At 57.9% G+C, this 25,836-nt stretch carries 26 protein-coding genes and 2 pseudogenes; 18 read left to right on the top strand and 10 right to left on the bottom strand.

All coding sequences use genetic code 11. The annotated features are described in order from the left end of the window. Positions 1 to 8 precede the first annotated feature (8 nt). From ACZ0AZ_RS14485 to ispD, 7 genes are all read left to right on the top strand, one after another. On the top strand, positions 9 to 956 hold the full coding sequence (locus ACZ0AZ_RS14485) for an acetyl-CoA carboxylase carboxyltransferase subunit alpha (RefSeq protein WP_016771465.1): 948 nt from the start codon (positions 9 to 11) through the stop codon (positions 954 to 956). Between the two features lie 148 nt (positions 957 to 1,104). After that, positions 1,105 to 2,433 carry a tRNA lysidine(34) synthetase TilS gene (gene tilS / locus ACZ0AZ_RS14490; protein WP_463537604.1) on the top strand — a complete coding sequence of 443 codons (1,329 nt, stop codon included), beginning with the start codon at positions 1,105 to 1,107 and terminating at the stop codon, positions 2,431 to 2,433. Positions 2,434 to 2,707: 274 nt separating this feature from the next. Next, positions 2,708 to 4,339, top strand: coding sequence for a CTP synthase (locus tag ACZ0AZ_RS14495; RefSeq protein ID WP_016771462.1), 1,632 nt, complete (start codon positions 2,708 to 2,710; stop codon positions 4,337 to 4,339). A 4-nt stretch (positions 4,340 to 4,343) separates the two neighbouring features. After that, complete coding sequence (gene kdsA, locus ACZ0AZ_RS14500; protein ID WP_007954807.1) at positions 4,344 to 5,189, top strand: 3-deoxy-8-phosphooctulonate synthase; 846 nt, start codon at positions 4,344 to 4,346, stop codon at positions 5,187 to 5,189. 155 nt (positions 5,190 to 5,344) lie between these two features. Then, a complete protein-coding gene (eno, locus tag ACZ0AZ_RS14505) occupies positions 5,345 to 6,634 on the top strand; it encodes a phosphopyruvate hydratase (RefSeq protein WP_039762481.1) in 1,290 nt (429 codons plus the stop codon). A gap of 169 nt (positions 6,635 to 6,803) precedes the next feature. Then, positions 6,804 to 7,082, top strand: a complete 279-nt coding sequence (gene ftsB / locus ACZ0AZ_RS14510; protein ID WP_016771460.1) for a cell division protein FtsB — start codon at positions 6,804 to 6,806, stop codon at positions 7,080 to 7,082. Beyond that, on the top strand, positions 7,079 to 7,786 hold the full coding sequence (gene ispD / locus ACZ0AZ_RS14515; protein ID WP_463537605.1) for a 2-C-methyl-D-erythritol 4-phosphate cytidylyltransferase: 708 nt from the start codon (positions 7,079 to 7,081) through the stop codon (positions 7,784 to 7,786). The genes ftsB and ispD overlap by 4 nt, the downstream gene beginning before the upstream one ends. A 143-nt stretch (positions 7,787 to 7,929) precedes the next feature. Here ispD and ACZ0AZ_RS14520 read toward each other — a convergent pair. Beyond that, positions 7,930 to 8,825 (bottom strand): annotated as a pseudogene (locus ACZ0AZ_RS14520) (LysR family transcriptional regulator). A gap of 116 nt (positions 8,826 to 8,941) precedes the next feature. Here ACZ0AZ_RS14520 and ACZ0AZ_RS14525 point away from each other — a divergent pair. The 8 genes from ACZ0AZ_RS14525 to rpoS all read left to right on the top strand — a co-directional run bounded on the left by ACZ0AZ_RS14525 (position 8,942) and on the right by rpoS (position 16,175). Then, positions 8,942 to 10,054 (top strand): S-(hydroxymethyl)glutathione dehydrogenase/class III alcohol dehydrogenase, encoded by a 1,113-nt coding sequence (locus ACZ0AZ_RS14525; RefSeq protein ID WP_007908835.1) that lies wholly within the window; start codon positions 8,942 to 8,944, stop codon positions 10,052 to 10,054. A 96-nt stretch (positions 10,055 to 10,150) separates the two neighbouring features. Continuing rightward, positions 10,151 to 10,996 carry an S-formylglutathione hydrolase gene (fghA, locus tag ACZ0AZ_RS14530; protein ID WP_310406748.1) on the top strand — a complete coding sequence of 282 codons (846 nt, stop codon included), beginning with the start codon at positions 10,151 to 10,153 and terminating at the stop codon, positions 10,994 to 10,996. 43 nt (positions 10,997 to 11,039) lie between these two features. Then, positions 11,040 to 11,513, top strand: coding sequence for a 2-C-methyl-D-erythritol 2,4-cyclodiphosphate synthase (ispF, locus tag ACZ0AZ_RS14535; RefSeq protein ID WP_129998776.1), 474 nt, complete (start codon positions 11,040 to 11,042; stop codon positions 11,511 to 11,513). Beyond that, the gene (gene truD, locus ACZ0AZ_RS14540; protein ID WP_463570811.1) at positions 11,510 to 12,568 is read left to right on the top strand and encodes a tRNA pseudouridine(13) synthase TruD; all 1,059 of its coding nucleotides are present in this window, start codon (positions 11,510 to 11,512) and stop codon (positions 12,566 to 12,568) included. The genes ispF and truD overlap by 4 nt, the downstream gene beginning before the upstream one ends. After that, positions 12,556 to 13,305 carry a 5'/3'-nucleotidase SurE gene (surE, locus tag ACZ0AZ_RS14545; protein ID WP_039762493.1) on the top strand — a complete coding sequence of 250 codons (750 nt, stop codon included), beginning with the start codon at positions 12,556 to 12,558 and terminating at the stop codon, positions 13,303 to 13,305. The genes truD and surE overlap by 13 nt, the downstream gene beginning before the upstream one ends. Before the next feature lie 38 nt (positions 13,306 to 13,343). Further along, positions 13,344 to 13,979, top strand: a complete 636-nt coding sequence (locus ACZ0AZ_RS14550; RefSeq protein ID WP_160768345.1) for a protein-L-isoaspartate(D-aspartate) O-methyltransferase — start codon at positions 13,344 to 13,346, stop codon at positions 13,977 to 13,979. Between the two features lie 212 nt (positions 13,980 to 14,191). Continuing rightward, positions 14,192 to 15,061 carry a peptidoglycan DD-metalloendopeptidase family protein gene (locus ACZ0AZ_RS14555; protein WP_039762497.1) on the top strand — a complete coding sequence of 290 codons (870 nt, stop codon included), beginning with the start codon at positions 14,192 to 14,194 and terminating at the stop codon, positions 15,059 to 15,061. Between the two features lie 106 nt (positions 15,062 to 15,167). Further along, entirely contained in the window at positions 15,168 to 16,175 is a 1,008-nt protein-coding gene (gene rpoS / locus ACZ0AZ_RS14560; RefSeq protein WP_016771451.1) for an RNA polymerase sigma factor RpoS, read from the top strand. Positions 16,176 to 16,708: 533 nt separating this feature from the next. Here the strand turns inward: rpoS and fdxA are convergent. Next, positions 16,709 to 17,032, bottom strand: a complete 324-nt coding sequence (gene fdxA / locus ACZ0AZ_RS14565; protein ID WP_129998779.1) for a ferredoxin FdxA — start codon at positions 17,030 to 17,032, stop codon at positions 16,709 to 16,711. A gap of 163 nt (positions 17,033 to 17,195) precedes the next feature. Beyond that, positions 17,196 to 19,766 (bottom strand): DNA mismatch repair protein MutS, encoded by a 2,571-nt coding sequence (gene mutS / locus ACZ0AZ_RS14570; RefSeq protein ID WP_463537606.1) that lies wholly within the window; start codon positions 19,764 to 19,766, stop codon positions 17,196 to 17,198. Between the two features lie 346 nt (positions 19,767 to 20,112). Between mutS and ACZ0AZ_RS14575 the strand changes: the two genes are divergently transcribed. Genes ACZ0AZ_RS14575 through ACZ0AZ_RS14585 form a run of 3 tightly spaced genes read left to right on the top strand, consistent with a single transcriptional unit; the run spans position 20,113 to position 22,168 of the window. Continuing rightward, positions 20,113 to 21,156 (top strand): hypothetical protein, encoded by a 1,044-nt coding sequence (locus ACZ0AZ_RS14575; protein ID WP_463537607.1) that lies wholly within the window; start codon positions 20,113 to 20,115, stop codon positions 21,154 to 21,156. Positions 21,157 to 21,158: 2 nt separating this feature from the next. After that, the gene (locus ACZ0AZ_RS14580) at positions 21,159 to 21,479 is read left to right on the top strand and encodes an STAS-like domain-containing protein (protein WP_258450350.1); all 321 of its coding nucleotides are present in this window, start codon (positions 21,159 to 21,161) and stop codon (positions 21,477 to 21,479) included. Next, positions 21,476 to 22,168, top strand: a complete 693-nt coding sequence (locus tag ACZ0AZ_RS14585; RefSeq protein ID WP_463537608.1) for a hypothetical protein — start codon at positions 21,476 to 21,478, stop codon at positions 22,166 to 22,168. The genes ACZ0AZ_RS14580 and ACZ0AZ_RS14585 overlap by 4 nt, the downstream gene beginning before the upstream one ends. Before the next feature lie 10 nt (positions 22,169 to 22,178). Here ACZ0AZ_RS14585 and ACZ0AZ_RS14590 read toward each other — a convergent pair whose 3' ends face one another. The 7 genes and pseudogenes from ACZ0AZ_RS14590 to csrA form a co-directional block, all read right to left on the bottom strand. Then, on the bottom strand, positions 22,179 to 23,171 hold the full coding sequence (locus tag ACZ0AZ_RS14590) for a tyrosine-type recombinase/integrase (protein ID WP_463537609.1): 993 nt from the start codon (positions 23,169 to 23,171) through the stop codon (positions 22,179 to 22,181). 11 nt (positions 23,172 to 23,182) lie between these two features. Beyond that, positions 23,183 to 23,377, bottom strand: a complete 195-nt coding sequence (locus tag ACZ0AZ_RS14595) for a DUF4224 domain-containing protein (protein WP_010564156.1) — start codon at positions 23,375 to 23,377, stop codon at positions 23,183 to 23,185. Positions 23,378 to 23,405: 28 nt separating this feature from the next. Beyond that, a complete protein-coding gene (locus ACZ0AZ_RS14600) occupies positions 23,406 to 24,182 on the bottom strand; it encodes a metallophosphoesterase (protein WP_463537610.1) in 777 nt (258 codons plus the stop codon). After that, on the bottom strand, positions 24,179 to 24,916 hold the full coding sequence (locus ACZ0AZ_RS14605; protein ID WP_463537611.1) for an Lcl C-terminal domain-containing protein: 738 nt from the start codon (positions 24,914 to 24,916) through the stop codon (positions 24,179 to 24,181). The genes ACZ0AZ_RS14600 and ACZ0AZ_RS14605 overlap by 4 nt, the downstream gene beginning before the upstream one ends. Then, entirely contained in the window at positions 24,913 to 25,119 is a 207-nt protein-coding gene (locus ACZ0AZ_RS14610) for a hypothetical protein (RefSeq protein ID WP_463537612.1), read from the bottom strand. Before ACZ0AZ_RS14610 ends, ACZ0AZ_RS14605 begins: the two co-directional genes overlap by 4 nt. Further along, positions 25,116 to 25,385 (bottom strand): hypothetical protein, encoded by a 270-nt coding sequence (locus tag ACZ0AZ_RS14615; protein ID WP_463537613.1) that lies wholly within the window; start codon positions 25,383 to 25,385, stop codon positions 25,116 to 25,118. Before ACZ0AZ_RS14615 ends, ACZ0AZ_RS14610 begins: the two co-directional genes overlap by 4 nt. Before the next feature lie 203 nt (positions 25,386 to 25,588). Next, positions 25,589 to 25,753, bottom strand: a pseudogene (csrA, locus tag ACZ0AZ_RS14620) (carbon storage regulator CsrA); the annotation flags it as partial. Between the last annotated feature and the right edge of the window lie 83 nt (positions 25,754 to 25,836).

The following is a 25,836-nucleotide window of genomic DNA, read 5'->3' on the forward strand; positions in this document are numbered from 1 at the left end:
GGACGCCTATGAACCCGAATTTTCTAGATTTCGAACAGCCGATCGCCGACCTGCAAGCCAAGATCGAAGAGTTGCGCTTGGTCGGTAATGACAATTCGCTGAATATCGGCGATGAGATCTCCCGCCTGCAGGACAAGAGCAAGACGCTGACCGAAGACATCTTCGGCAAGCTGACCAGCTGGCAGATCGCACGCCTGGCGCGTCACCCGAAACGCCCGTACACCCTCGATTACATCGAGCACATCTTCACCGAGTTCGACGAACTGCACGGCGACCGTCATTTCTCCGATGACGCTGCCATTGTTGGCGGTATCGCCCGTCTGGAAGACCAGCCGGTGATGATCATCGGTCACCAGAAGGGCCGTGAAGTGCGTGAGAAAGTCCGCCGCAACTTCGGCATGCCGCGTCCGGAAGGCTACCGCAAGGCCTGCCGTCTGATGGAGATGGCCGAGCGCTTCAAGATGCCGATCCTGACCTTCATCGACACCCCGGGTGCCTACCCTGGCATCGACGCTGAAGAGCGCAACCAGAGCGAAGCGATTGCCTGGAACCTGCGTGTGATGGCGCGCCTGAAGACCCCGATCATTGCCACCGTGATCGGTGAAGGTGGTTCCGGCGGCGCACTGGCCATCGGCGTTTGCGATCAACTGAACATGCTGCAATATTCGACGTATGCGGTGATCTCGCCGGAAGGTTGCGCTTCGATTCTGTGGAAAACTGCAGAAAAGGCCCCGGATGCCGCTGAAGCAATGGGCATCACCGCTGAGCGTTTGAAAGGCCTGGGTATCGTCGACAAAGTGATCAGCGAGCCACTGGGCGGCGCCCATCGTGATCCGGCTGCTGCCGCCGCTTCGATCCGCGCCGAGCTGAGCTCGCAACTGGCGATGCTCAAGCAGTTCGATAACGAAGCGCTGCTCAAGCGCCGTTACGATCGCCTGATGAGCTACGGTCTCTAATCGAGCGCCGATTTGGCTGACGATGCAAGACACTGTGGGAGCGAGCTTGCTCGCGAAGGCGTTATAACAGACGACGAAATTGTTGAATGTTAATCAGCTTTCGCGAGCAAGCTCGCTCCCACACTTGGTTTCCGGCGAGGGTAAAGACATGGGTGAACGCTCGATTGATTTGCCATCCCGTCTTCTGCTGAACCTTGAGCCTTGGCGCAATGCCGCTCACTGGCGCATCGCCTTCTCCGGTGGCCTCGATTCCACCGTCCTCCTGCATCTGCTCGCCACTCTGGCGAACACCGAATCTCTTCCTGCGCTTAGCGCCATTCATATCCACCACGGCCTTCAGGCTGCGGCCGATGCGTGGCCGCAACACTGCCAGGCCGTTTGCGATGCGCTGGCCATTCCCTTGCAAGTAGAGCGGGTCACCGTGAAGGGCGGGGCGAGCCTGGAGCGGGCGGCGCGGGATGCGCGTTACGCGGTGTTCAGTTCGCTGACGCAGAGTAATGACGTGCTGCTGACCGGCCAACACCGCGACGACCAAGCGGAAACCCTGCTGTTTCGGCTGTTGCGTGGTGCCGGTGTCCGCGGGCTCGGCGCGATGCCGCGCCAGCGTCCGGTGGGGCAGGGCACGCTGGTCCGACCGTTGCTGGACGTCAGCCGCGCCGAGCTGGAAGGTTATGCACAGGCACATCAGTTGCGCTGGATCGAAGATCCGTCGAATCAGGATCGGCAGTTTTCGCGCAACTACCTGCGCCATCAAGTCATGCCGGTGCTGATCGAGCGTTGGCCGCAAGCGCAGGCGAGCATGGCGCGCTCGGCTGCGCATCTGCGTGAGGCGCAAGGCTTGCTCGATGAGTTGGCACAGATTGATCTCGCAGAAGCCGAAACGACCCATGAATTTGCTTGGCTGGGCGTACCATCGCTTGCGCTGGCGCCTTTGGCGGCGTTGTCTGACGCCCGTCAACGCAATGCCCTCAGCCACTGGCTCGAACCATTGACCCGTCTGCCAGATGCTGACCATTGGTCGGGTTGGATCAACCTGCGCGATGCCACCACCGACGCCTCACCGATGTGGCGTCTGGCCGATGGCGAGTTGCACCGCAGCGCCGGTCGCGTCTGGTGGCTCAGCGGCCATTGGTTGCGCATGCCTGTGATCGGCGCCGACTGGCCGACCCCGACTTCAGCGCTGCGTTTGCCCGATAACGGACGCGTCATGATCCGCGGGCATGCTCCAACCGGGCCGTTGCGTATTGCCTATCGGCAGGGCGGCGAGGTCATGCAACTGGCCGAGCGCGGCAGCCGTGATCTCAAGCGTCTGCTCAACGAGCGCGCGGTGCCGGCCTTCGTGCGTGGCAGATTGCCGCTGCTGTTTCGTGGCGAACAATTGCTTGCGGTGGCGAACCTGTCGGGTCTTGCTGGACAGATGGACGAAGGCTGGACATTGCATTGGCAGCCAACAGACGAAGATCAAGGTTTGAGCTGAAAGGAGCATTCCGGTAGACTACGCTCCCTTCTTGATACAACTTCTGTGGATTCGCCTGAATTGCAGGAGTTGCCGATTACCAAGCAGTCTTTGCTGGGCGATTCCAAAAAATGTGTAGCGAGCAACGTACCGGTGTTTCATCTGCCGGTCTGTCACAACGCGGCGGTTTTTTCGAAAGGTGCACTGTGATTAATGCAGGTGATCGGAGGCTTCGGCCTTCCTTCGCTTTCCCCGGCGGCTCGTTCCGCTTTAACGCAGACTTCTAGGGTTTTTCATGACGCGCTACATATTCGTCACGGGCGGTGTTGTTTCTTCATTGGGGAAAGGCATTGCCTCGGCTTCATTGGCGGCTATCCTGGAGGCGCGGGGGCTTAAGGTCACCATGCTGAAGCTGGATCCGTACATCAACGTCGATCCAGGCACCATGAGTCCGTTCCAGCACGGTGAAGTGTTCGTCACCCACGACGGCGCCGAGACCGACCTGGATCTGGGGCACTACGAGCGGTTCATCCGCACGACCATGACCCAGAACAACAACTTCACCACCGGCCGTGTCTACGAGCACGTGCTGCGCAAAGAGCGCCGTGGCGACTATCTGGGTGCAACCATCCAGGTCATCCCGCACATCACCGACGAAATCAAGCGCCGCATCATCAAGGGTGCTGGTGACGCTGACGTGGCGATGGTCGAGATCGGTGGCACCGTCGGTGACATCGAGTCGCAACCGTTCCTCGAAGCCATCCGTCAGCTGCGATTCGAAGTCGGCGCCAAGCGCGCAATGCTGATGCACCTGACGCTGGTCCCGTACATCGCCACCGCTGGCGAAACCAAGACCAAACCGACCCAGCACTCCGTCAAGGAACTGCGTTCGATCGGCCTGCAGCCAGACGTGCTGGTGTGCCGTTCCGATCACCCGATCGACGTGTCCTCGCGTCGCAAGATCGCGCAATTCACCAACGTTGAAGAGCGTGCGGTGATCGCCCTCGAAGACGCCGATACCATCTACAAGATCCCGGGCATCCTTCACTCGCAGGGTCTGGACGATTTCGTCGTCGAGCGTTTCGGTCTGCAATGCGGCAGCGCCGACCTGTCCGAGTGGGACGCAGTGGTCGATGCCAAGCTGAACCCGGAACACGAAGTGACCATCGCCATGGTCGGCAAGTACATGGAACTGCTCGACGCCTACAAGTCGCTGATCGAAGCGATGAGCCATGCCGGCATAAGCAACCGCACCAAGGTAAACCTGCGCTACATCGATTCCGAAGACATCGAGAACCAGGGCACTGCGCTGCTCGAAGGTGTCGATGCGATTCTGGTGCCGGGCGGCTTCGGTCTGCGTGGCGTGGAAGGCAAGATCACTGCCGTTCAGTACGCTCGCGAAAACAAGGTTCCGTACCTCGGTATCTGCCTGGGCATGCAAGTGGCAGTCATCGAATTCGCCCGTAACGTTCTGGGCTGGAAAGACGCCAACTCCACCGAGTTCGATCGTGCCAGCGGCCACCCGGTTGTCGGCCTGATCACCGAGTGGGAAGACGCCACCGGCGCCGTTGAAGTGCGTACCGAAGCGTCCGATCTGGGCGGCACCATGCGCCTCGGCGCCCAGGATTGCCTGCTTGAGCCGGGCTCGAAAGTGCACGATTGCTACGGCAAGGATGTGATCGTCGAGCGTCACCGTCACCGTTACGAAGTGAACAACAACCTGCTGCCGCAGATCATCGAAGCCGGCCTGAAAATCTCCGGTCGTTCCGCCGATGCTGCGCTGGTAGAAGTGGTTGAAGCGCCGGATCATCCATGGTTCGTCGCCTGCCAGTTCCACCCAGAGTTCACCTCGACCCCGCGCGACGGTCATCCGCTGTTCAGCGGTTTCGTCAAAGCCGCGTTGGCTCAACATCAAAAGAAGGCTTAACCCGATGGCACAGAAGATCATCCGCGTCGGCGACATCGAGATTGCCAACGACAAACCCATGGTGCTGTTCGGCGGCATGAACGTGCTGGAAAGCCGTGACATGGCCATGCAGGTTTGCGAAGAGTACGTGAAGGTCACCGAAAAACTCGGTATCCCATACGTGTTCAAGGCCAGCTTCGACAAGGCCAACCGGTCTTCTGTGACCTCGTATCGCGGCCCTGGCCTGGAAGAGGGCATGCGCATCTTCCAGGACATCAAGCAAGCCTTTGGCGTGCCGATCATCACCGACGTCCACGAGCCGGACCAGGCTGCGGTCGTCGCTGAAGTCTGCGACATCATTCAGCTGCCGGCCTTCCTGTCGCGCCAGACCGATCTGGTCGTGGCGATGGCCAAGACCAACGCCGTGATCAACATCAAGAAAGCCCAGTTCCTCGCGCCTCAGGAAATGAAACACATCCTGAACAAATGCGTCGAAGCGGGTAACGATCAACTGATCCTCTGCGAGCGCGGTTCGAGCTTCGGCTACAACAACCTCGTGGTCGACATGCTCGGCTTCGGCATCATGAAGCAGTTCGAATACCCGGTGTTCTTCGACGTGACCCACTCGCTGCAAATGCCCGGTGGTCGTTCCGACTCCGCTGGCGGTCGCCGCGCGCAGGTCACCGATCTGGCCAAGGCGGGCATGAGCCAGTCGCTGGCGGGTCTGTTCCTCGAAGCGCATCCGGATCCGGACAACGCCAAATGCGACGGCCCTTGCGCCTTGCGTCTGGACAAACTGGAGCCATTCCTGGCCCAGCTCAAAGCTCTGGACGAACTGGTGAAGAGTTTTCCGACGGTAGAAACCGCGTAACGCTCGATTCTCCGGTAAAGTACCGCACGATTTGTCGCTCATGCCCTCGGGCGTGAGCGTTGTCGTCTGCAAGTCTGCCCGCTGTACTTCGCTTGCCGACGATAAAGATTTCCTCTAGCTGCGTCGTTTTCGTCAACTTTGGAGTGTTTACAACAATGGCAAAAATCGTCGACATCAAAGGTCGTGAAGTTCTCGACTCCCGTGGCAATCCCACCGTGGAAGCGGACGTGCTTCTCGACAACGGCATCATCGGCAGCGCCTGCGCGCCGTCCGGTGCATCCACTGGCTCGCGTGAAGCGCTCGAGCTGCGTGATGGCGACAAGAGCCGTTACCTGGGCAAGGGCGTGCTCAAGGCGGTAGCCAACATCAACGGTCCGATCCGCGATCTGCTGCTGGGCACCGACCCGAGCGACCAGAAAGCGCTGGATCAGGCGATGATCAAGCTCGACGGTACCGAAAACAAAGCGACCCTGGGCGCCAACGCCATCCTCGCGGTGTCCCTGGCTGCGGCCAAGGCGGCTGCACAGGATCAGGACCTGCCACTCTACGCGCACATCGCCAACCTCAACGGCACCCCGGGCGTGTACTCGATGCCGGTACCGATGATGAACATCATCAACGGTGGCGAGCACGCCGATAACAACGTCGACATCCAGGAATTCATGGTCCAGCCAGTTGGCGCCAAGTCTTTCTCGGAAGGTCTGCGCATGGGCACCGAGATTTTCCATCACCTGAAAGCCGTGCTGAAGGCCCGTGGCCTGAGCACCGCCGTTGGCGACGAAGGCGGTTTCGCACCGAACCTGGCGTCCAACGAAGACGCGCTGAAAGTGATCTCCGAGGCTGTTGCCAACGCCGGTTACAAGCTGGGCACCGACGTGACCCTGGCGCTGGACTGCGCCGCGAGCGAGTTCTACGAAGACGGCAAGTACAACCTGTCCGGTGAAGGCCAGGTGTTCACTGCTGAAGGTTTCGCCGACTACCTCAAAGGCCTGACCGAGCGTTACCCGATTATCTCCATCGAAGACGGTCTGGACGAGTCCGACTGGGCTGGCTGGAAAGTCCTCACCGACAAGATCGGCGAGAAGACTCAGCTGGTGGGCGACGACCTGTTCGTGACCAACACCAAGATCCTGAAAGAAGGTATCGATAAAAAGATCGCCAACTCGATCCTGATCAAGTTCAACCAGATCGGCACCCTGACCGAAACCCTGGAAGCCATCCAGATGGCCAAGGCTGCGGGCTACACTGCCGTGATCTCGCACCGCTCCGGCGAAACCGAAGATTCGACCATTGCCGACCTGGCTGTGGGCACCTCGGCTGGCCAGATCAAGACCGGTTCGCTGTGCCGCTCCGACCGCGTTTCCAAGTACAACCAACTGCTGCGTATCGAAGAGCAGTTGAACGGCAAGGCCAAGTACAACGGCCGCGCCGAGTTCCGCGGTTAAGCGCAACCTGATCAAAGGACACCGGATTGTGTCGGAAAAGTCGTGACAGCGATGGATTTGCCACTAATCTGATGCCTTAAGCACAAGCCTGGATCTTTCCAGGCTTCGTGCTATCAGATGCTGCAACATGATGCGTGGCTGTCTTTTTTCACTGGATACCTGATATTCGATGCGCAGTCCTTACTGGTTGTTTCTTGTTTTGCTCTTGCTGCTGGCCGGTCTGCAGTACCGCCTGTGGGTGGGCAATGGCAGTCTGGCGCAGGTCGCCGAGCTGAAACAGCAGATCGCCGAGCAACATGCCGAAAACGAAGGCCTGCTGGAGCGCAACCGGGTGATGGACGCTGAAGTCAGCGAGCTGAAGAAAGGCATGGAGACCGTTGAAGAGCGGGCTCGTCACGAACTGGGCATGGTCAAGGACGGCGAAACCCTTTACCAGTTGGCCCAATGATCGATTCCCTGCCGGCCTTCTGGGCCGTGATTCCTGCCGCGGGCGTCGGTGCCCGAATGGCCGCGGACCGTCCCAAGCAATATCTGCAACTGGGCGGGCGCACAATTCTCGAACACAGCCTCGGCTGTTTCCTCGATCACCCGAGCCTCAAGGGGCTGGTGGTCAGTCTTGCTGTCGATGATCCCTATTGGCCGAATCTGGCATGCGTAAACGATCCGCGCATTCAGCGGGTTGATGGCGGCGCGGAGCGTTCCGCTTCGGTGCTCAATGCCTTGCTGCATCTGCATGCGCAAGGTGCCGACGATGACGATTGGGTGCTGGTGCACGATGCGGCCCGGCCGAATCTTAGTCGCGACGATCTCGACAAGTTGCTTGCCGAACTGGCGGATGACCCGGTCGGTGGTCTGTTGGCGGTGCCCGCTCGCGACACGCTCAAACGCGTTGATAAGAACGGGCGTGTGGTCGAAACCGTGGATCGCAGCGTGATCTGGCAGGCTTACACGCCGCAGATGTTCCGCCTCGGCGCGTTGCATCAGGCGTTGGCCGACAGTCTGGTTGCGGATGTCGTGATCACCGATGAAGCTTCGGCGATGGAATGGGCCGGTCTGGCGCCGCGTCTGATCGAAGGGCGCGCGGATAACCTCAAGGTGACCCGACCGGAAGATCTGGAATGGTTGCGCCAGCGGTGGGCTAACCGCCGCTGATTGCTGTGGCGTCCATTGCGCCGCCTTCGCGAGCAAGCTCGCTCCCACATTTGATTTGCGCCTGACACCAGATTTGCAGTCACTGCACGTCCACTGTGGGAGCGAGCCTGCTCGCGAAAGCGGTCGCACGGGGAATCAATAACTCAAAGCTTGTACTCCGGCCTTTCAGCCAATCCCACCTTCAAAAAATCCACCAACTTGCGCACCTTCGGCGACAAATGCCGCTGCTGCGGATACAGCGCCCACACCGCCGTATTCGGCGGCTGATGCGCCTCCAGCAAGGAAATCAGCGCGCCACTGTGCAAATGTTCGAGCACGTAATAATCCGGCAACTGACACAACCCGACACCCTGAAGCGCCGCATCCAGCACCGCCTGCCCACTGTTGCAGCGCCAGTTTCCTTGCACTCGCTGGGAAAACTCCCCCCGTTCTGTTCCAATTGCCAGATATCCGAACTGCCAATCAGGCAATTGTGCCGACTCAATTCCGACAAACTGTGTGGGCGCCCATACCGTTCCAGGTAGGAAGGCGACGCGCACAGATACATTCTTCGTGGCGCCAGACGTGTCGCGACCAAGCGCGAATCTTGTAACCGTCCCAGACGGATCGCCAGATCCAGCCCTTCATGCACCAGATCCAGCTGGCGATTGCTCAGCTCTATATCAATGCGCAACTGCGGGTACAGTCCCATGAACCGCGTCACCAGCGGCACGATAAACCGTTCGCCATAGGCCACCGCACAGGTCATGCGCAGCATGCCTTTCGGTTCGCTGGACAGATCGCCCACCGCGCGCAAGGCTTCTTCGCGACCATCCTGCAAACGTTGGCAATGTTGCAAAAACGTCTGCCCGGCTTCGGTCAGCGTCACCCGCCGGGTGCTGCGATAGAGCAGGCGCGTCTGCAAACGCTCTTCGAGTCGTACGATTTGTCGACTGATGTGCGAGGACGAGATCCCAAGACGCTCGGCAGCGGCGGTGAATTGGTTGCATTCGGCGACGGCAACGAACTCGTCGATGCCTTCCCAGCGGTTTTCCGACACTTGGATTATCCCCGTATGGCAATAATGTTTTGCTTTGGCTCGGATTATTCCTCAGGGCGCGCTGAACTACACTGTCTGTCTGCTTTTTTATTTATTGGATTCATTGGAGAGTCAGCATGATCAAGTCGCGCGCCGCCGTTGCCTTCGAGGCCAAGAAGCCGCTGGAAATCGTAGAAGTCGATGTCGCCATGCCGAAGGCTGGTGAAGTGTTGCTGCGCGTGGTCGCTTCCGGGGTATGCCACACCGATGCCTATACGTTGTCCGGTGCTGACCCGGAAGGCATCTTCCCGTCGATCCTCGGCCACGAAGGCGGGGCCATCGTTGAAGCGATCGGTGAGGGCGTGACCTCGGTTGCCGTCGGTGATCATGTCATTCCGCTGTACACCCCGGAATGCGGCCAGTGCAAATTCTGCAAGTCGGGCAAGACCAACCTCTGCCAGGCGATTCGCGCCACCCAAGGCAAGGGCCTGATGCCGGACGGCACTTCGCGCTTTTCCTACAAGGGCGAAACGATTTTCCACTACATGGGCACATCGACGTTTTCGGAGTACACCGTACTGCCGGAAATTTCCGTAGCGAAGATCTCCAAGGACGCGCCGCTGGAAAAGGTCTGCCTGCTCGGTTGCGGAGTGACTACCGGTATCGGCGCCGTGCTCAACACCGCCAAGGTCAAACCGGGTGACACCGTGGCCATCTTCGGTCTCGGCGGTATCGGCTTGTCGGCCGTGATCGGCGCGGTGAAAGCCAAGGCTGCGCGCATCATCGCCATCGACATCAATCCGGCCAAGTTCGAGATCGCCAAACAACTCGGTGCCACCGATTGCGTGAACCCGAAAGACTTTGATCGTCCGATCCAGGAAGTGATCGTCGACATGACCGATGGCGGCGTCGACTTCTCCTTCGAGTGCATCGGCAATGTGCAACTGATGCGCGCCGCGCTTGAGTGCTGCCACAAAGGCTGGGGCGAGTCGGTCATCATCGGTGTCGCCGGTGCCGGTCAGGAAATCGCTACCCGTCCGTTCCAGTTGGTCACCGGTCGCGTCTGGCGCGGTTCGGCGTTCGGCGGCGTGCGTGGCCGTACTGAATTGCCGAGCTACGTCGACATGGCCCAGAGCGGCGAAATTCCGCTGGATACCTTCATCACCCACACCATGGGCCTGGAAGATATCAACAAGGCGTTCGACCTGATGCACGAAGGCAAGAGCATCCGCACAGTCATACATTTCTAACAGCAGCCCCGAGCTGCAAGCTTCAAGCTGCAAGTAAAGGTGTTCGTGCTTTTTCTTGAAGCTTGCGGCTTGCGGCTTGCAGCTAGGGAGAATCCCTTGAATCTGGAAAACATTTCCTGTCAGAAGAGTTTCGGTGGCTGGAACAAGCGCTATCGCCATCGTTCCGAAGTGCTTGATTGCGACATGGTCTTTGCCGTGTACCTGCCACCACAGGCGGAGCAGGGCGGCAAGCTGCCGGTGTTGTACTGGTTGTCCGGGCTGACCTGCACCGATGAGAATTTCATGCAGAAGGCCGGTGCGATGCGCATGGCTGCCGAGCTCGGTCTGATTATCGTCGCCCCGGATACCAGTCCGCGTGGCCCGGATGTTCCGGACGATGCGGACAAGGCCTGGGACTTCGGTCTCGGTGCGGGGTTTTATCTGAACGCCACCCAGGAACCGTGGGCGCGGCACTATCAGATGCATGACTATGTCGTGAAGGAACTGCCTGCACTGGTCGAAGCGCATTTCCCCGCATCCGACAAGCGCAGCATCAGCGGCCACTCCATGGGCGGCCACGGCGCGTTGGTCTGCGCGCTGCGCAATCCGGGTCGTTATCAATCAGTGTCGGCGTTCTCGCCGATTACCCATCCGATCGATTGCCCGTGGGGCCAGAAGGCCTTTTCCAACTATTTGGGCGAAGACCGTTCGAAGTGGAAGGAGTGGGACGCCTGTGTGCTGATTGCGGAGGCGACGGAGAAGTTGCCGTTGCTGGTCGATCAAGGTGATCGTGACGATTTCCTCGCCACGCAACTGAAACCCGAAGCCTTGCAACACGCCGCAAAACAAGCGGGGCATCCGCTGGAGCTGCGCCTGCAACCGGGCTACGACCACAGCTATTTCTTCATCTCAAGCTTCATTGACGACCACTTGCAGCATCACGCGCGCGCTCTGCGCGGTTAATGCAGGTAGAATCACGCCCTGACAAAAATCGGGGCGTTTTTTTATGCGTATTGGCCACGGCTACGATGTGCACCGTTTCGCTGAAGGCGATTTCATTACTCTGGGCGGCGTGCAGATTGCACACGGCTTCGGGCTGCTCGCTCATTCCGACGGTGACGTCCTGCTGCACGCCTTGAGCGACGCCTTGCTCGGCGCGGCGGCGCTGGGTGATATCGGCAAACACTTTCCGGACACCGACCCGCAATTCAAGGGCGCCGACAGCCGTGTGCTGTTGCGTCATGTGGTCAGTCTGATCCACGCCAAGGGCTGGAGAGTCGGCAACGTCGACAACACCATCGTTGCCCAGGCGCCAAAAATGGCGCCGCATATCGAATCGATGCGCGCGCTGATCGCGGCGGATCTTCAAGTTGAGTTGGATCAAGTGAACGTCAAAGCTACCACCACCGAAAAGCTTGGCTTTGTCGGTCGCGAAGAAGGCATCGCCGTGCACTCCGTTGCCTTGTTGCTGCGCGCATGAATGAACTGCAATTGCTCGGCCCGCGGGCCTATGGCGAAGCGCTTGGTACCGCAGTACTGAAAGCCATTGCCGAAGATTTTCAGGTCGATGAAGTGCTGGATATCCCGTTCAGCGGTGACGGCGAACACCTGTGGATCTGGGTCGAAAAACGCGGTCTGAATACCGAAGAAGCGGCCCGTCGAATCGCCAAGGCGGCGGGTATGCCGTTGCGCACCGTCAGCTATGCCGGCCTGAAAGACCGTCAGGCCCTGACACGACAGTGGTTCAGCGTGCAACTGCCGGGCAAGGCCGATCCGGATCTGTCGGCGGCGGAAAACGACACGCTGAAGATCCTCAAGACCACGCGCCACAAGCGCAAGCTGCAACGCGGTGCGCATTCGGCCAACGGTTTCACGTTGCGCCTGACGCAATTCGATGGCGACAAAGACGCGATCGAACAGCGTTTGCAGTTGATCGCCAAACAAGGCATTCCCAATTATTTCGGCGCCCAGCGCTTTGGCCATGACGGCGGCAACGTCGTCGACGCGCGTTCGTGGGCGGCGCGCAAGGCTTTGCCGGAACAGCGCAATGTGCGCTCGCGCCTGCTGTCGACGGCGCGCAGCTTTCTGTTCAACCAGGTGCTGGCGGCGCGCGTCGCCGATGGCACCTGGAACACCGCGCTGGTTGGCGATCTGCTGGCCTTCACCGACAGCCGCAGTTTTTTTCCGGCCGGTGAAGCCGAATGCAGCGACCCGCGTCTGGCAATTCTCGACCTGCACCCGACCGGTCCGCAGTGGGGCGAAGGTGACTCGCCGGCTGCTGGTGCTGTCCATGCTCTGGAGCAGGCGATCGCCGCCCGCGAAGCGGAGCTGCGCGACTGGTTGATCCACGCCGGCATGAGCCATGAACGTCGCATCCTGCGGCTGCCCATTGGCGGGTTGACGTGGCATTATCCCCAACCTGACATTCTGCAACTGGAATTCGTCCTCCCGGCCGGATGCTTCGCCACCGTATTGGTGCGCGAGCTCGTTGATCTGGTGCCGGTGGGGCAGACGGACAGCCCATGCGTATTCTGATTTCTAACGACGATGGGGTCACCGCGCCCGGTCTCGCCGCGCTTTATGCTGCGCTGGCGGATTACACCGAATGCGTGGTTATCGCCCCGGAGCAGGACAAAAGCGGCGCCAGCAGTTCGCTGACGCTCGACCGTCCGCTGCACCCGCAATACTTGGCCAACGGCTTTATCAGCCTCAACGGCACGCCGACCGATTGCATTCACCTGGGCCTTAACGGCTTGCTTGAACGCGAAGCGGACATGGTGGTTTCCGGCATTAATCTGGGCGCCAATCTTGGTGACGACGTGCTGTATTCCGGAACCGTGGCGGCTGCGCTGGAAGGACGATTTCTCCAGCGCCCTTCGTTTGCCTTTTCACTGGTCTCGCGTCAGGTGGACAACCTGCCGACAGCGGCCTACTTTGCGCGCAAACTGGTCGAGGCCCATGCCGGGCTCGATCTGCCACCGCGCACGGTACTCAACGTGAACATCCCCAATTTGCCCATCGATCACATCCGTGGCATTCAGTTGACCCGCCTCGGCCACCGCGCTCGCGCGGCAGCCCCGATGAAAGTGGTCGATCCGCGTGGCAAGGCCGGTTACTGGATTGCCGCTGCCGGCGACGCGGAAGATGGCGGCCCGGGCACCGACTTTCATGCCGTGATGCAGGGCTATGTGTCCATCACGCCATTGCAGCTCGATCGCACTTTCAATGATGCCTTCAGAAGCCTGGATGGCTGGCTGGGAGGGCTGAGCTGATGCGTGAACATGACGACCGCCTGCGCAGCGGCATTGGCATGACCTCTCAGCGCACGCGCGAACGATTGATCCAGCGCCTATATGAAGAAGGCGTGTCGAACGCCAAAGTGCTGGAAGTGATCCGCCGCACCCCGCGTCACCTGTTTGTTGACGAGGCGCTGGCGCACCGCGCTTATGAAGACACCGCGCTGCCGATCGGCAACAACCAGACCATTTCCCAGCCTTACATGGTGGCGCGCATGAGCGAGCTGCTGCTGGAGGCCGGCCCGCTGGATAAAGTGCTGGAGATCGGCACTGGCTCCGGCTACCAGACGGCGGTGTTGTCGCAATTGGTTGAGCGGGTGTTTTCCGTCGAGCGCATCAAGGTGCTGCAGGATCGCGCCAAGGAGCGTCTGGTCGAGTTGAACCTGCGTAACGTGGTGTTTCGCTGGGGCGATGGCTGGGAAGGCTGGCCGGCGCTGGCGCCCTACAACGGCATCATCGTTACCGCCGTGGCGACCGATGTGCCACAGGCCTTGCTTGATCAATTGGCTCCTGGTGGACGCATGGTGATTCCAGTCGGCTCCGGTGAAGTGCAGCAACTGATGCTGATCGTGCGCGAAGAACATGGCTTTTCCCGACACGTTTTGGGCGCTGTACGTTTCGTGCCTTTGCTCAACGGGCCACTGGCCTGAGCATTTGTAAACAGGCGCTGAATTCCTTTCAACGGCGCCGGTCTTACACCGGCAGCCAGGTTTTAAACGCAGCGTATTTGCCACTGGCAAACGTGTGCGCCCGGTGATTTCGCTTCATTAAAGGTAAAGCCGGTTCGGCCCGTTATACTTGCGACACCTCATGCCGCAGTGCGGCATTCAGAATTTTCAGCCACCACAAAAGGGAGCGGCGGGTGAGTCTCACAGTCATTGCGCAGCGTATGGGTAACACGAGCTTTCAGCGCCTGGTGACTGGCCTTGTCTTGAGCACCTTGCTGGTCGGTTGCTCCAGCACCAAATCGAGCAACGTGCGGGTTGTCGATCGCAACAATGCGGTGGCACAACGTCCTACCGTAACCACCGGGCAGTATGTAGTCCGTCCTGGCGATACCTTGTTTTCGATCGCCTTTCGTTACGGCTGGGACTACAAAACCCTCGCCGCGCGGAACAACATTCCTACGCCGTATACGATCCATCCGGGTCAGACAATTCGCTTCGACGGGCGCAGCGGTTCAACGCCGACAGCGGTGGTGAGCAACGCCAGTTCTTCACCTTCTTCGTCGAGTAAAACCACGGTAATCCGGCGCCAGGCGAATGGCACCACAACCACTACAACCACCGGTTCCAAAGGGGTTGTACCGTCCGTCGCGAGCAAACCTGCGCCCGCGCCACTGCCTCCGGCAGGCCCGGCCCCGACCGGCTGGGGATGGCCATCTAATGGCGTTCTGATTGGAAAATTCTCTTCAAACGGTAGTTTGAATAAAGGAATTGATATCGCCGGAGATTTGGGACAGCCTGTTTTAGCTGCGTCTGATGGGACGGTCGTATACGCCGGGAGTGGCTTAAGGGGCTACGGCGAATTGGTCATCATCAAACACAGCGAAACCTACGTCAGTGCTTACGGACATAACCGCAGGCTGTTGGTTCGGGAGGGGCAGCAGGTCAAGGTCGGACAGACAATTGCCGAAATGGGGTCAACGGGTACAGACCGGGTGAAACTGCATTTTGAGATTCGCCGCCAAGGTAAACCTGTGGATCCGCTGCAGTTCCTGCCAAGACGTTGATTTGAAGGCCAGCCTGTTCCGTCGCGTAGAGGGGACAGGCTCCAGCGTTGCCAAGGATAAAGGCGTCGCTTGAGCTTGGGGTCGAACTCACCAAAGGACTATAACAATGGCTCTCAGTAAAGAAGTGCCGGAGTTTGACATCGACGATGAGGTTCTCCTTATGGAGACCGGCATCGATTCGGATTCGATGTTGAATGATGAAGGGGCTGCTCCACCTTCCGTTCGTTCCAAATCCAGACACTCCGCCACACTCAAACAACATAAATACATCGACTACACTCGGGCACTTGATGCCACGCAGCTGTATCTCAACGAAATCGGCTTTTCCCCTCTGCTGTCCCCGGAAGAAGAAGTTCATTTTGCGCGCTTGTCGCAAAGTGGCGATCCGGCCGGGCGCAAGCGCATGATCGAAAGTAACCTGCGGCTGGTGGTCAAGATCGCCCGGCGTTACGTCAATCGGGGGCTGTCGCTGCTGGATCTGATTGAAGAGGGCAACCTCGGCCTGATCCGCGCGGTGGAAAAGTTCGATCCCGAGCGCGGCTTCCGCTTCTCAACCTACGCCACCTGGTGGATCCGTCAGACCATCGAACGCGCGATCATGAATCAGACCCGGACCATCCGGCTGCCGATTCATGTGGTCAAGGAGCTCAACGTGTATCTGCGGGCCGCACGCGAGCTGACGCAAAAACTCGATCACGAACCTTCACCCGAAGAAATCGCCAACCTGCTGGAAAAACCGGTGGGCGAGGTCAAGCGCATGCTCGGCCTGAACGAACGGGTTTCTTCGGTCGACGTCTCGCTGGGTCCGGATTCGGATAAAACCCTGCTGGACACCCTCACTGATGATCGTCCAACGGATCCGTGCGAACTGCTGCAGGATGACGACCTGTCGCAGAGCATCGATCAATGGCTGTCGGAACTGACCGACAAGCAGCGCGAGGTGGTGATCCGCCGCTTTGGCCTGCGCGGCCACGAAAGCAGCACGCTTGAGGACGTAGGCCTGGAGATCGGTCTGACCCGCGAGCGGGTACGGCAGATCCAGGTGGAGGGCCTAAAGCGCCTTCGCGAGATCCTGGAGAAGAATGGCCTGTCGAGCGAGTCGCTGTTTCAGTAAGCGCCTGATCGACCGCCCGCAAAAATCCCCGGCTGATTTGATCAGTCGGGGCTTTTTGTTTATGCCTGTCTCGTGCATCGGGGCGGGCAGGCGAGGTGCCAGACGAGCGGTCAGCATTTTCTGAGTTTGTAGTCTCGCGCTGTAAGCCTTTGCTTACTGTGTCGTAAGTGTTCGCTATTTTTACACTTCGGCGGAAGGCGATTGCACTCGTTGCCTAACGGTAACTTTCTGATTTTGCAGAAAATTTTTCAATTGTTATGCCTTTATGTCAGCGTAGTCATGCACCTGAGCCTGATTGCTCCGCTGCGGAAACTCTCTAATATCAGGGCTGTGTCGACGGACAGACACGCCCTTCACGGAAGAGGGGAACGGACATCGCAGGACGCGATTCATCAGGACGATGAAAAAGGAATACAGGGAATAGGGAAAAAATGTGGGCGGGTCATACCGCCCCTTTTTTCGTCTGCAGAAAAGTACAACCTGCAAAAAGCAAAAAGGCCCGCAAGGGGCCTTTTCAGTCGACGCGAGGCAGATCAGCGTTCGAGTTCAGCAATTTTACCGGTCTTGCCATCCCACTCTTCAGCGCCCGGCAACGGATCTTTCTTCTCTGTAATATTCGGCCAGACATCCGCCAATTCGGCATTGAGCTCGATGAAGTTTTCCATGCCACTTGGGATCTCGTCTTCCGAGAAGATCGCCACAGCCGGGCATTCTGGTTCACACAACGCGCAGTCGATGCACTCGTCCGGGTGAATCACCAGGAAGTTCGGGCCTTCGTAAAAGCAGTCCACCGGACAGACTTCTACGCAGTCGGTGTACTTGCACTTGATGCAGTTGTCGGTGACGACGAAGGTCATTTCTAATTTTCTCCTCAGGCGGCGGCAGCGTTGCCCCTTCACGGTTGGGGTCGCCAGGTTCGGGAGCGATACCTGCTGACCAGGCTATGAGCCAGCAGCATCCCGAACCGCGCGAGATTCTAACAGCTTGAAGCGATTTGCGTTATATCCGCTTCTTCAGTGCTTATATCCGGTTCTTCAGTGCATAGAGCATTTCCAGCGCACGGCGTGGCGTCATATCGTCCAGATCCACTTTCGCCAATTCGTCGAGTACCGGATGCGGCAGCGAGGCGAACATATCGCTTTGCTGCGGTGTCGACGGTTTGCCCTTGGCCGCCGGTTTCGGCGCCTCGTGGGGCAGGGCAGTGTCTTCCAGGCGACTCAGATGCTCACGCGCGCGCAGGATCACTTCGCTCGGCACACCCGCCAGTTGCGCCACTGCCAGGCCGTAGCTCTGGCTGGCCGGCCCAGGCAGAACGTGGTGCAGAAACACGATGCGTTCGTTGTGCTCGGTAGCGTTCAGGTGCACGTTGGCTACCAGAGGTTCGGCTTCCGGCAGCACGGTCAGTTCAAAATAGTGCGTGGCGAACAAGGTGTAGGCGCGCAGGTGAGCCAAGCGCTCGGCCGCCGCCCACGCCAGCGACAGACCGTCAAAGGTGCTGGTGCCGCGCCCGACTTCGTCCATCAGCACCAGACTGCGCTCGGTAGCGTTATGCAGGATATTGGCGGTTTCGCTCATCTCGACCATGAAGGTCGAACGACCGCCGGCCAGATCATCGCTTGAACCGATACGGGTGAAGATGCGGTCAACCAGCGACAACTCACAACTGGCGGCCGGCACGAAGCTACCGATATGCGCCAGCAGCACGATCAAAGCGGTTTGCCGCATGTAGGTGGATTTACCGCCCATGTTTGGCCCGGTGATCACCAACATGCGCGTGTTATCGTCCAAGCTCAAATCGTTGGCCACGAACGGCGTGGTCAGCACTTGCTCGACCACCGGGTGACGCCCCTGAGTGATGCGCATGCACGGCTCGCTGACGAAACGCGGGCAGTTCAGGTCAAGATTCAGCGCGCGCTCGGCAAGGTTGCTCAGCACGTCCAGCTCGGCCAGTGCGCTGGCAGTGTCCTGCAGCGGTGGCAGTTGGCTGATCAAGTCTTCGAGCAGCGCTTCGTAAAGCATCTTTTCCCGAGCCAGCGCGCGACTCTTGGCCGACAGTGCTTTGTCTTCGAACTCTTTCAGCTCGGGCGTGATAAACCGCTCGGCGCCCTTCAGCGTCTGCCGGCGGATGTAGTCCGCTGGCGCCGATTCAGCCTGCTTGCTCGGCAATTCGATGAAATAGCCATGGATGCGGTTGTAGCCGACTTTCAGATTGGCCAGACCGGTACGTGCTTTTTCGCGGGCTTCGAGATCGATAAGGAACTGGCCGGCGTTTTCGCTCAGTGATTGCAGTTCGTCGAGTTGGCTGTCGTAACCGGTTTTCAAAACGCCGCCGTCACGGATCACCGCCGGCGGGTTATCGATAATGGCTTTTGCCAGCAGCGCCGCCAGTTCCGGGTAGGTGCTGGTGGTGGCCGCCAGATGCTGCAGGTGCGGCGCTTCCAGATCGGTCATCGCCACTTGCAGTTCTGGCAGCGCGCCGAGGGCGTCACGCAGACGCGCAAGGTCACGCGGTCGCGCATTGCGCAGACCGATCCGCGCCAGGATCCGTTCGATGTCGCCGATTTCCTTGAGCTGCGGTTGCAGCTTTTCGAAGCGATAACCGTCGAGCAGGCAACGGATTGAGGTCTGGCGGGCCAGCAGCACGGTGAGATCGCGCAGCGGCCGGTTCAGCCAACGAGTCAGCAATCGGCTGCCCATGGCGGTCTGGCAGCGATCGACCACCGATTGCAGGGTGTTGTCGCGGCCACCGGCCAGGTTGGTGTCCAACTCGAGATTGCGCCGGCTGGCGCCGTCGAGCACCACGGTGTCATCGAGACGTTCGTGACGCAGGCTGCGCAAGTGAGGCAGGGCGGTGCGCTGGGTTTCCTTGGCGTAGGCCAACAGGCAACCGGCAGCGCCAATGGCCAGGGTCAGGTTTTCGCAGCCGAAGCCTTTCAGGTCTTGGGTGGAAAACTGCTGGCAGAGACTTTTCAACGCAGAGTCACGCTCGAAGTCCCACGGCGCACGACGACGCACGCCACGGCGTTTTTCCGCCGGCAGGTCTTTCGGCCAGTCATCCGGGATCAGTAGCTCAACCGGATTCACGCGCTCCAGCTCGGCCAGCAGGTTTTCCCAGCCTTTGATTTCGAGCACAGTGAAGTTGCCGCTGGTGATGTCCAGCACCGCCAGACCAAAAAGACGCTCGTCGCCCAGCACTGCAGCAATAAGGTTATCGCGACGCTCATCGAGCAGCGCTTCATCGCTGACCGTCCCCGGCGTGATGATCCGCACCACTTGGCGTTCAACCGGGCCTTTGCTGGTGGCCGGGTCGCCGACCTGCTCGCAAATCACCACCGACTCGCCGAGCTTGACCAGTTTCGCCAGGTAACCTTCCGCCGCGTGGTAAGGAATCCCACACATCGGAATCGCCTGACCCGCCGACTGCCCGCGCGCGGTGAGGGTGATGTCCAGCAACTTGGCGGCTTTCTTCGCATCTTCGTAGAAGATTTCGTAGAAATCGCCCATGCGATAGAACATCAGCTGATCTGGGTGCTGATTCTTCAGGCGCCAGTATTGCTGCATCATCGGGGTGTGGCTTGAAAGGTCGGTCATACGCGGGGTTCAGCTCTACCTGTCTATTTGACAATTCACATTCGTCTAATACTACAAGGATTTGCGGACTAATTCTCGGTTGCACCCACTGTACTCTGTGCGCAAAAAGCCAGCTTGGCTTCAGTCTGTGTGAGAAAACCAGGCGCGTTTTGGCCGCGAGCTATCCGAAATAGGAGGCGGACGGAGGCCTGATATCACTCACTCGATTGACCTAGTTGTTTAGTTCTGCTATTAGCAACCAAAATGTGGCCAAGATGGTCGCTGCTACTGCGATGGAGAGTAGGCGTTGAAGAAGGCAGCATTGGATAAGGATCGATCGCGTCACCGTGCAGGAGTAGCGCGGTGGATGAATGAGCAGGATCGTAAGTTTCGTGTGTATGGTGCTGTAAGCATTTCAACCTCAGGACGTGCGCATAATAGCGGCCGACGAGCTAAGATTACCGCTCCGCCGATAATATCCATCTATGATTTTAGTGCCCAGCGTTCGGACGCATTTAAGCGTACCATGCAGTTTCTTACAGATATTAAGAAGTATTACAGAAGCAAAAACTGCTTCGTCGATTTTAGTGATACTGTAACTGTCACTGCTGCTGCGATTGTTGTGGTTTATGCGGCGATAGAGCAGGCCGGTATTGGTCGAAAGGGTAAGGCAGAGATAATTTGGTCTAAGTCGGATAGAGTAAACCGGCAGTTGCGGCTTAGTAACTTGTCCAGATTGATTCGAGGGCACAAGATATCTTATGCACTCGATAGCGTTAGTCATATGCCAATAGTTTCAAGTGTTGGCGGTGAAATGAGCGATAATGTCGTAGATTTCATACAAAACAGAATCTACACAGACATGAGTGCCAAAATCGAGCATAGATATGGTGATGCTGTTTCAGAGACAATCAATAATGTTGGGTCTCATGCTTATCCGTTAAGTAATGATGATGAGAAAAAGTGGTGGTTGATATGCCATACCATGGGGAAAAAACTCTATTTGGCGATTTATGATACCGGGGTCGGTATTCCGAAAACCGTTATAGAAAGACGATGGTTTATGGAAGCTTTCAAATTCACATATCCTCAAGCATTCAAGGAAATGCTGGCTGAAAACCCCGGAAAAGAAGCTCATCTTCTTACTAGAATCATACCTGCGCGGATCAGCGATCATGAACTGATCGGAATGTCCATGAAAGGGGATGTTTCAGGGACGAAAAAAGAAAAACGTGGCCAAGGTAGCAAGAGTATTTTAGCATTGGTTGAGGAAACGTCTGGAGGCCTCCTCTGGGTGTTTAGTAATAACGGTGTTTATAGGTTCGACCAGGCTCTAAAAAAACCGGAAATCTATTCTTTGCCTATGTCGTTTCCTGGAACGTTAGTTCAGTGGAATATTGAGTTGCCATAATTATGTTTACAATCAACGTAGTCAAAGATTTCAGCAAAAAACCTTATGGCCGTTATCCAAACGAGGGTGATTGTGGGCAGACATTTCGACGTGAAAAGCTTGTCCCTGCGTTAAGGGATCATCATAAAGTGCATGTTGTACTGGATGGGTATAATAGATATGGTCGGTCTTTTCTAGATGAGGCTTTTGGAGGTCTCATTCGTGAGGAGAATTTCAAATGGTCAGAACTCAAGGAGCGGTTAACTTATAGTCATTCGCAAGTCAAAAGTATCGAGTTGTTGATTGAGGAAAGACTTGAAGCTGCCAGGAAGGCATGTGAATGAATTTCGATAATGTACCAGCGCAGATGATTGCTCTAGTCTTTGGCTGGTCTTTTACAGTCTTTTTGCAGCATCGCTCCAATCATAGAGCAGAATCGCTAAAGCGAAAAGATAAAGTCATAGACAAGCTCGAAGCTCTAGCTGGTTGGGTGGAGTCGGAAATAAAGAAGGATAATTTCTCATCTGCGAATACAGAAATCACTTACTCTGGAATGATTTCGCAAATTGAAGTTAGAATCGCGCAGCTCAATTATCATGTTGGGAAGAATATTTTTGATGGCTCAAAGCTCGCGATATTGAGGGATATCGAAATTCACTCTAAGGCGTCTTTTAATGCTGATACGCCCTATAAGATAAGGGAGGCGGTTTCTGATATTGTTGAGAATATTGAAGTTTGCTGTGATGCTGAGTATTTTTCAAGAAAAGGCGTACGTGCAAGATTTAAGAGGGGCACACTTTTACTTAATGAGTATGTGCGAACTTTCAAAGGTGGGTTGTTAGTTTTAACTATCATTCTGCTCTGTCTCGCCATCTACCAGTTCTGGCATAAATATTTGTCCCACCCGGTGGGAACGTGTGTTTATGGCGAGCAATGTCATTTAGCTCCTGGGCTTATCGCTCCTCCCAATAATTCACCTATCAAATTTCTTGAGAAGCAGAAAAAATCTCTATCGAGTGAGTCTCCATTGTAATACCTGATCATTATGTGACAGATTTCTTCGGCATCGTAGGAGGTAGGCCGATGTTAAGTTTGCGCAGGCGGAGGTAGCGCTGCGTCATCTTGGCGTCCGTATGTCCACCGAGTTTCTGTGCGTCGTTGCCCTGGTCGTCGGTATCAGAAAGCGACTTGGCGCGCAGGTCGTGCAGACTCGCATCTTCGACGCCGGCCTTCTTGCAACTGATCGCGAAAGCATCTTTCACCGAGCTGTAGTGCACCGGCTTACCCCCGCGCGGAGAGCAGAACAGCGTGAGCCCACGAATCTTCCGAGGCAACGCTTTCACCCGGGCGATCAGATCCTCCAGATCGGGAGTCATTTGCACCAGTAGCCTGGCGTTCGTCTTCTCTTGCTTGAAGGCGATACCCTCCGGGCTGATATCAGCCAGGCGAATGGCCAAGACGTCACCAATGCGCTGACCGGTCAGGTAGCACATTTCGTAGATGACTCGCATGTTGTCGCTGGAGTTGGCGCAGATCGCTTGGAACTCACCGTGGGTGATGTAGCGATCGCGCTTGTGTTCCAGGTGGCGTCGGACGCCTATGCATGGATTAGAGTCGACGATCTGCTGCTCCAGCGCGTAGGTGAAGACGGCGCGCAACACCGAGATAACTCTGTTCGACATGTTTGGCGTATCCGCCATGTGCATCTTGAGCGCGACGACGTGCCGCTGCAGGACTTCCCGAGGTTCGAAGTCAGCGAAGGTTTCCTTAAGGCGGTCACATGCGGCCTCGTACTGCTTGAGGGTGTTGGGCTTGAGGGGCGGCTTCGTTCTTGTGCGCATATGCTCGAGAGCATCGTCGATCAGCTTGGGCATCCCACCTTGGCTGCCCTTGTCCAATAGCTTTGCGTACTCGGCCAGCGATGCTTGAAAGTCGGTGCCCAGACGCAACCACTTCCCCTTGCGTACCAGGTAATAAGCACCATGCTTTTGGTACATGCACGCCGGCAGGTGCCGGTCCTTCTTGCGCGGACGCATTGATTTTCACCTCAACCCAGCCGAAGCTCCGGCCCCTTCCTTGATTGAATACCACCCAGCCGCCCAATGACAACTTGGCGCAGCACTTTCGGGTGACCGTCACCTCCTACCGCGAATCCGTATCGTTCGGCGGTCAGCCACTTTATTTGTGCCCCTGGCTTTTTGTAGCCGGTCAGGTCGGCAACTTCCTCTGCTGTCAGAAACATACCTACCTCCTTTAATTGTGACGCTGCGTCACGTCTGAACTTCGTGTCGCGACACGTTTTCGTTATTTGTGGATTGTGTCGCGACTTCATCCCAGTCCCAGCTCAACTTCGGATCTGTTGGCGGGATAGTCTCGAGCGTTTTCAGATTCAGTAGCGTGAAGTGCCCATCCATCCAGCCGCCGGTGTCGATGTGGTAGACATTGCCGAGGATCGCGGGACGTCGAACTGGCGTGTGCCCAACAACGACCGCGCGCACGCTCTTGATGCCCTCGCGTTTTTCGCTGGTGATTCGCTGGCGTGACCATTGGCACATCGCTTCTACCTGTTGCCACCCTGCGCTTTTCACGCGATCGCGAAGTGTGGTCCAGTCGTCGAATGGAATATCGGCGTGCACAATACCGATCAGTCCGTCTGGTGTTTCCACCTCGATCAACAGCGGTAAGTCGGCCAGCAGTTCCGCATAGCAGGACAGCTCTACGCTGGATCGTGCATACAGCCACGCGCCACCGTTGATCAGGTGCATGTCCTTCATTCGACCTTCGGGATCTGTGCGGTAGGCATCCACCACCATCTGCTCATGGTTGCCGCGCACGGCGTGGAACCATGGTTTTGCCAGCCAGGTGTCGACCTCTGCAGACTCTGGCCCGCGGTCGACCAGATCGCCAACGCTGAAAAGTCGGTCGGCGGTAGGGTCGAAGTCCACAGCATCCAGCGCTTTCTGCAACCGTGTGAAGTGTCCGTGTACGTCGCCAACGGCGAAGTCTCGGCCGGTGGTGTTGATTCCAAAACTCTGCAATCCGCTCATGCGCGGCCTCCTGCAATGGCTGCCAGCTCTGCCACTAGCGCATCGGTGCGCCCGTAAAACTTGCCGGCGTCCTCGTTCACGAAGCGCTCGATCACGCTGGCCACCGCCGAAGTGTTGGAAAGCCCGCGCAGATCCGTGTCCGCTGTTGGCGCGTCTGTCGAGGGGGCGTGTACGAAGGCGCCGGCCTTGATCTGCAACGTGCGCACCGGCCGCACAGCCTTTTCTTTGCTCGTCCAGTTTGTATCCGGTGTGCACCAGGGCAGCATGTGGAGACACCATGCGCTGCCTGCGGATGACTTTTGCGTGCTCGACCAGTATTCGCGCAATGCGAATGCCTGAGCTGGCCCGCCCGCACCATCGGCAGGCCAGTGCTTGCCCCACGGCTCGAGCTGCAGCAGGTTGGCTCGCATCACCTGCAGCTCCTCGATAGCCGGGATGTGCCAGCCCCGGTGACCACGGATCGACATGGTCAGCACCTTCTGTGCGATTGTGCTCCCGGCCTCGGCCATGGCTCGGGTGTTGGCCAAGCCGTCGTGGTAGGACTTGCTGCCTCGAACATTCAATCGCGGGCCTGACCGATCCCACCACTGGGCGGGCTGCTCGAACTCCCGGCCAGCATCAATGAGAGCGTGCTCAGCGCCACCAAAGAACAGGCGTCCAGCGAAGAAGCCGCCGGCGAATGGCTGGCCGATTGCGGGCAGTGCCGCTGGGGAAATTGCCAGATGCTTGGTCATTTACCCTCTCCCGATTCACCTACCGCGCGCAGCTTGAGCGAGATCCCGCAGGCGCCAGCCAACTTGGCCAGCTCGCTGACTGTGGTGCTGGGCTCTTGAAGGGCCTGGCCGAAACGAACGAGGCGGGCGCCCAGGCTTGCAAACTCGTTGCCCCCGGTGACGCTCTCACGGTCGCGTTCCAGGAAACTGTTCGGACTGTTCATAGATTGAACCTCTCATCCTGTGGGAGCGGAGTGGCCACCGAAAGCCCTTTCTCAGTCACTGAACTGGCCTGAGACGCCCGGCCTGTCTCTCGCTCGGCAGTTCCGTTCTGTGGGAGCGAACTATCCGGCAGGCAGCTGATGCCGGTGTTGTTCAAAATCCAGCAGGTAACGCCGCGTGCGCTGTCGTGCTGGACGCTGATGACTTGCTCGCTGGCGCTAGCTTGGCCGGCAATCAGCAGCAGGGCGGCGATGATCATTGCTCGCATGGGGTGCTCTCCATCAGATTGCCGGCCGAGTACCCGAATACTTCTGCTTCGGTGCCCAGGGCTTTTTTACGGAAAGGCAAGTGTTCGAGCAGGGCTTTCGCTTCGCTCAGACTCGGCAGCTTGAACACGACCGTGAGGAAGGCCGGCTCGGCGTTGACCATCCGGACGCGATCATCGATGTGCATCAGCTGTTGATCCTTCGGGATGCCTGCCTGAATGCGTTGGTGAATTTCCTCACGGTGCACGGCGACCGACTCCGGCGCGGATATACCGATGCGCGCCTGCTGGCCTGTGATGCCCAAAACAGTGACGCTGACGTCATTGCCAATACGGATCGTCTCGCCAGATCGGCGGGTAAGAATCAACATGGTCCTGCTCCTTTGGGTTGGGAGAAGCTTTCTCAAGGCCGAGCGAATCCCGGCCGCGGTGTTGGCTTTCGCGAAAATCAGGT

The sequence above is a fragment of the Pseudomonas sp. AC239 genome (genome assembly GCF_979258545.1).

Coding starts and splice junctions, on each gene's coding strand:
- ACZ0AZ_RS14485 (WP_016771465.1), top strand. CDS start 9: ATGAACCCGAATTTTCTAGATTTCGAACAGCCGATCGCCGACCTGCAA.
- tilS (WP_463537604.1), top strand. CDS start 1,105: ATGGGTGAACGCTCGATTGATTTGCCATCCCGTCTTCTGCTGAACCTT.
- ACZ0AZ_RS14495 (WP_016771462.1), top strand. CDS start 2,708: ATGACGCGCTACATATTCGTCACGGGCGGTGTTGTTTCTTCATTGGGG.
- kdsA (WP_007954807.1), top strand. CDS start 4,344: ATGGCACAGAAGATCATCCGCGTCGGCGACATCGAGATTGCCAACGAC.
- eno (WP_039762481.1), top strand. CDS start 5,345: ATGGCAAAAATCGTCGACATCAAAGGTCGTGAAGTTCTCGACTCCCGT.
- ftsB (WP_016771460.1), top strand. CDS start 6,804: ATGCGCAGTCCTTACTGGTTGTTTCTTGTTTTGCTCTTGCTGCTGGCC.
- ispD (WP_463537605.1), top strand. CDS start 7,079: ATGATCGATTCCCTGCCGGCCTTCTGGGCCGTGATTCCTGCCGCGGGC.
- ACZ0AZ_RS14525 (WP_007908835.1), top strand. CDS start 8,942: ATGATCAAGTCGCGCGCCGCCGTTGCCTTCGAGGCCAAGAAGCCGCTG.
- ispF (WP_129998776.1), top strand. CDS start 11,040: ATGCGTATTGGCCACGGCTACGATGTGCACCGTTTCGCTGAAGGCGAT.
- truD (WP_463570811.1), top strand. CDS start 11,510: ATGAATGAACTGCAATTGCTCGGCCCGCGGGCCTATGGCGAAGCGCTT.
- surE (WP_039762493.1), top strand. CDS start 12,556: ATGCGTATTCTGATTTCTAACGACGATGGGGTCACCGCGCCCGGTCTC.
- ACZ0AZ_RS14550 (WP_160768345.1), top strand. CDS start 13,344: ATGACCTCTCAGCGCACGCGCGAACGATTGATCCAGCGCCTATATGAA.
- rpoS (WP_016771451.1), top strand. CDS start 15,168: ATGGCTCTCAGTAAAGAAGTGCCGGAGTTTGACATCGACGATGAGGTT.
- fdxA (WP_129998779.1), bottom strand. CDS start 17,032: ATGACCTTCGTCGTCACCGACAACTGCATCAAGTGCAAGTACACCGAC.
- mutS (WP_463537606.1), bottom strand. CDS start 19,766: ATGACCGACCTTTCAAGCCACACCCCGATGATGCAGCAATACTGGCGC.
- ACZ0AZ_RS14575 (WP_463537607.1), top strand. CDS start 20,113: ATGAATGAGCAGGATCGTAAGTTTCGTGTGTATGGTGCTGTAAGCATT.
- ACZ0AZ_RS14580 (WP_258450350.1), top strand. CDS start 21,159: ATGTTTACAATCAACGTAGTCAAAGATTTCAGCAAAAAACCTTATGGC.
- ACZ0AZ_RS14585 (WP_463537608.1), top strand. CDS start 21,476: ATGAATTTCGATAATGTACCAGCGCAGATGATTGCTCTAGTCTTTGGC.
- ACZ0AZ_RS14590 (WP_463537609.1), bottom strand. CDS start 23,171: ATGCGTCCGCGCAAGAAGGACCGGCACCTGCCGGCGTGCATGTACCAA.
- ACZ0AZ_RS14595 (WP_010564156.1), bottom strand. CDS start 23,377: ATGTTTCTGACAGCAGAGGAAGTTGCCGACCTGACCGGCTACAAAAAG.
- ACZ0AZ_RS14600 (WP_463537610.1), bottom strand. CDS start 24,182: ATGAGCGGATTGCAGAGTTTTGGAATCAACACCACCGGCCGAGACTTC.
- ACZ0AZ_RS14605 (WP_463537611.1), bottom strand. CDS start 24,916: ATGACCAAGCATCTGGCAATTTCCCCAGCGGCACTGCCCGCAATCGGC.
- ACZ0AZ_RS14610 (WP_463537612.1), bottom strand. CDS start 25,119: ATGAACAGTCCGAACAGTTTCCTGGAACGCGACCGTGAGAGCGTCACC.
- ACZ0AZ_RS14615 (WP_463537613.1), bottom strand. CDS start 25,385: ATGCGAGCAATGATCATCGCCGCCCTGCTGCTGATTGCCGGCCAAGCT.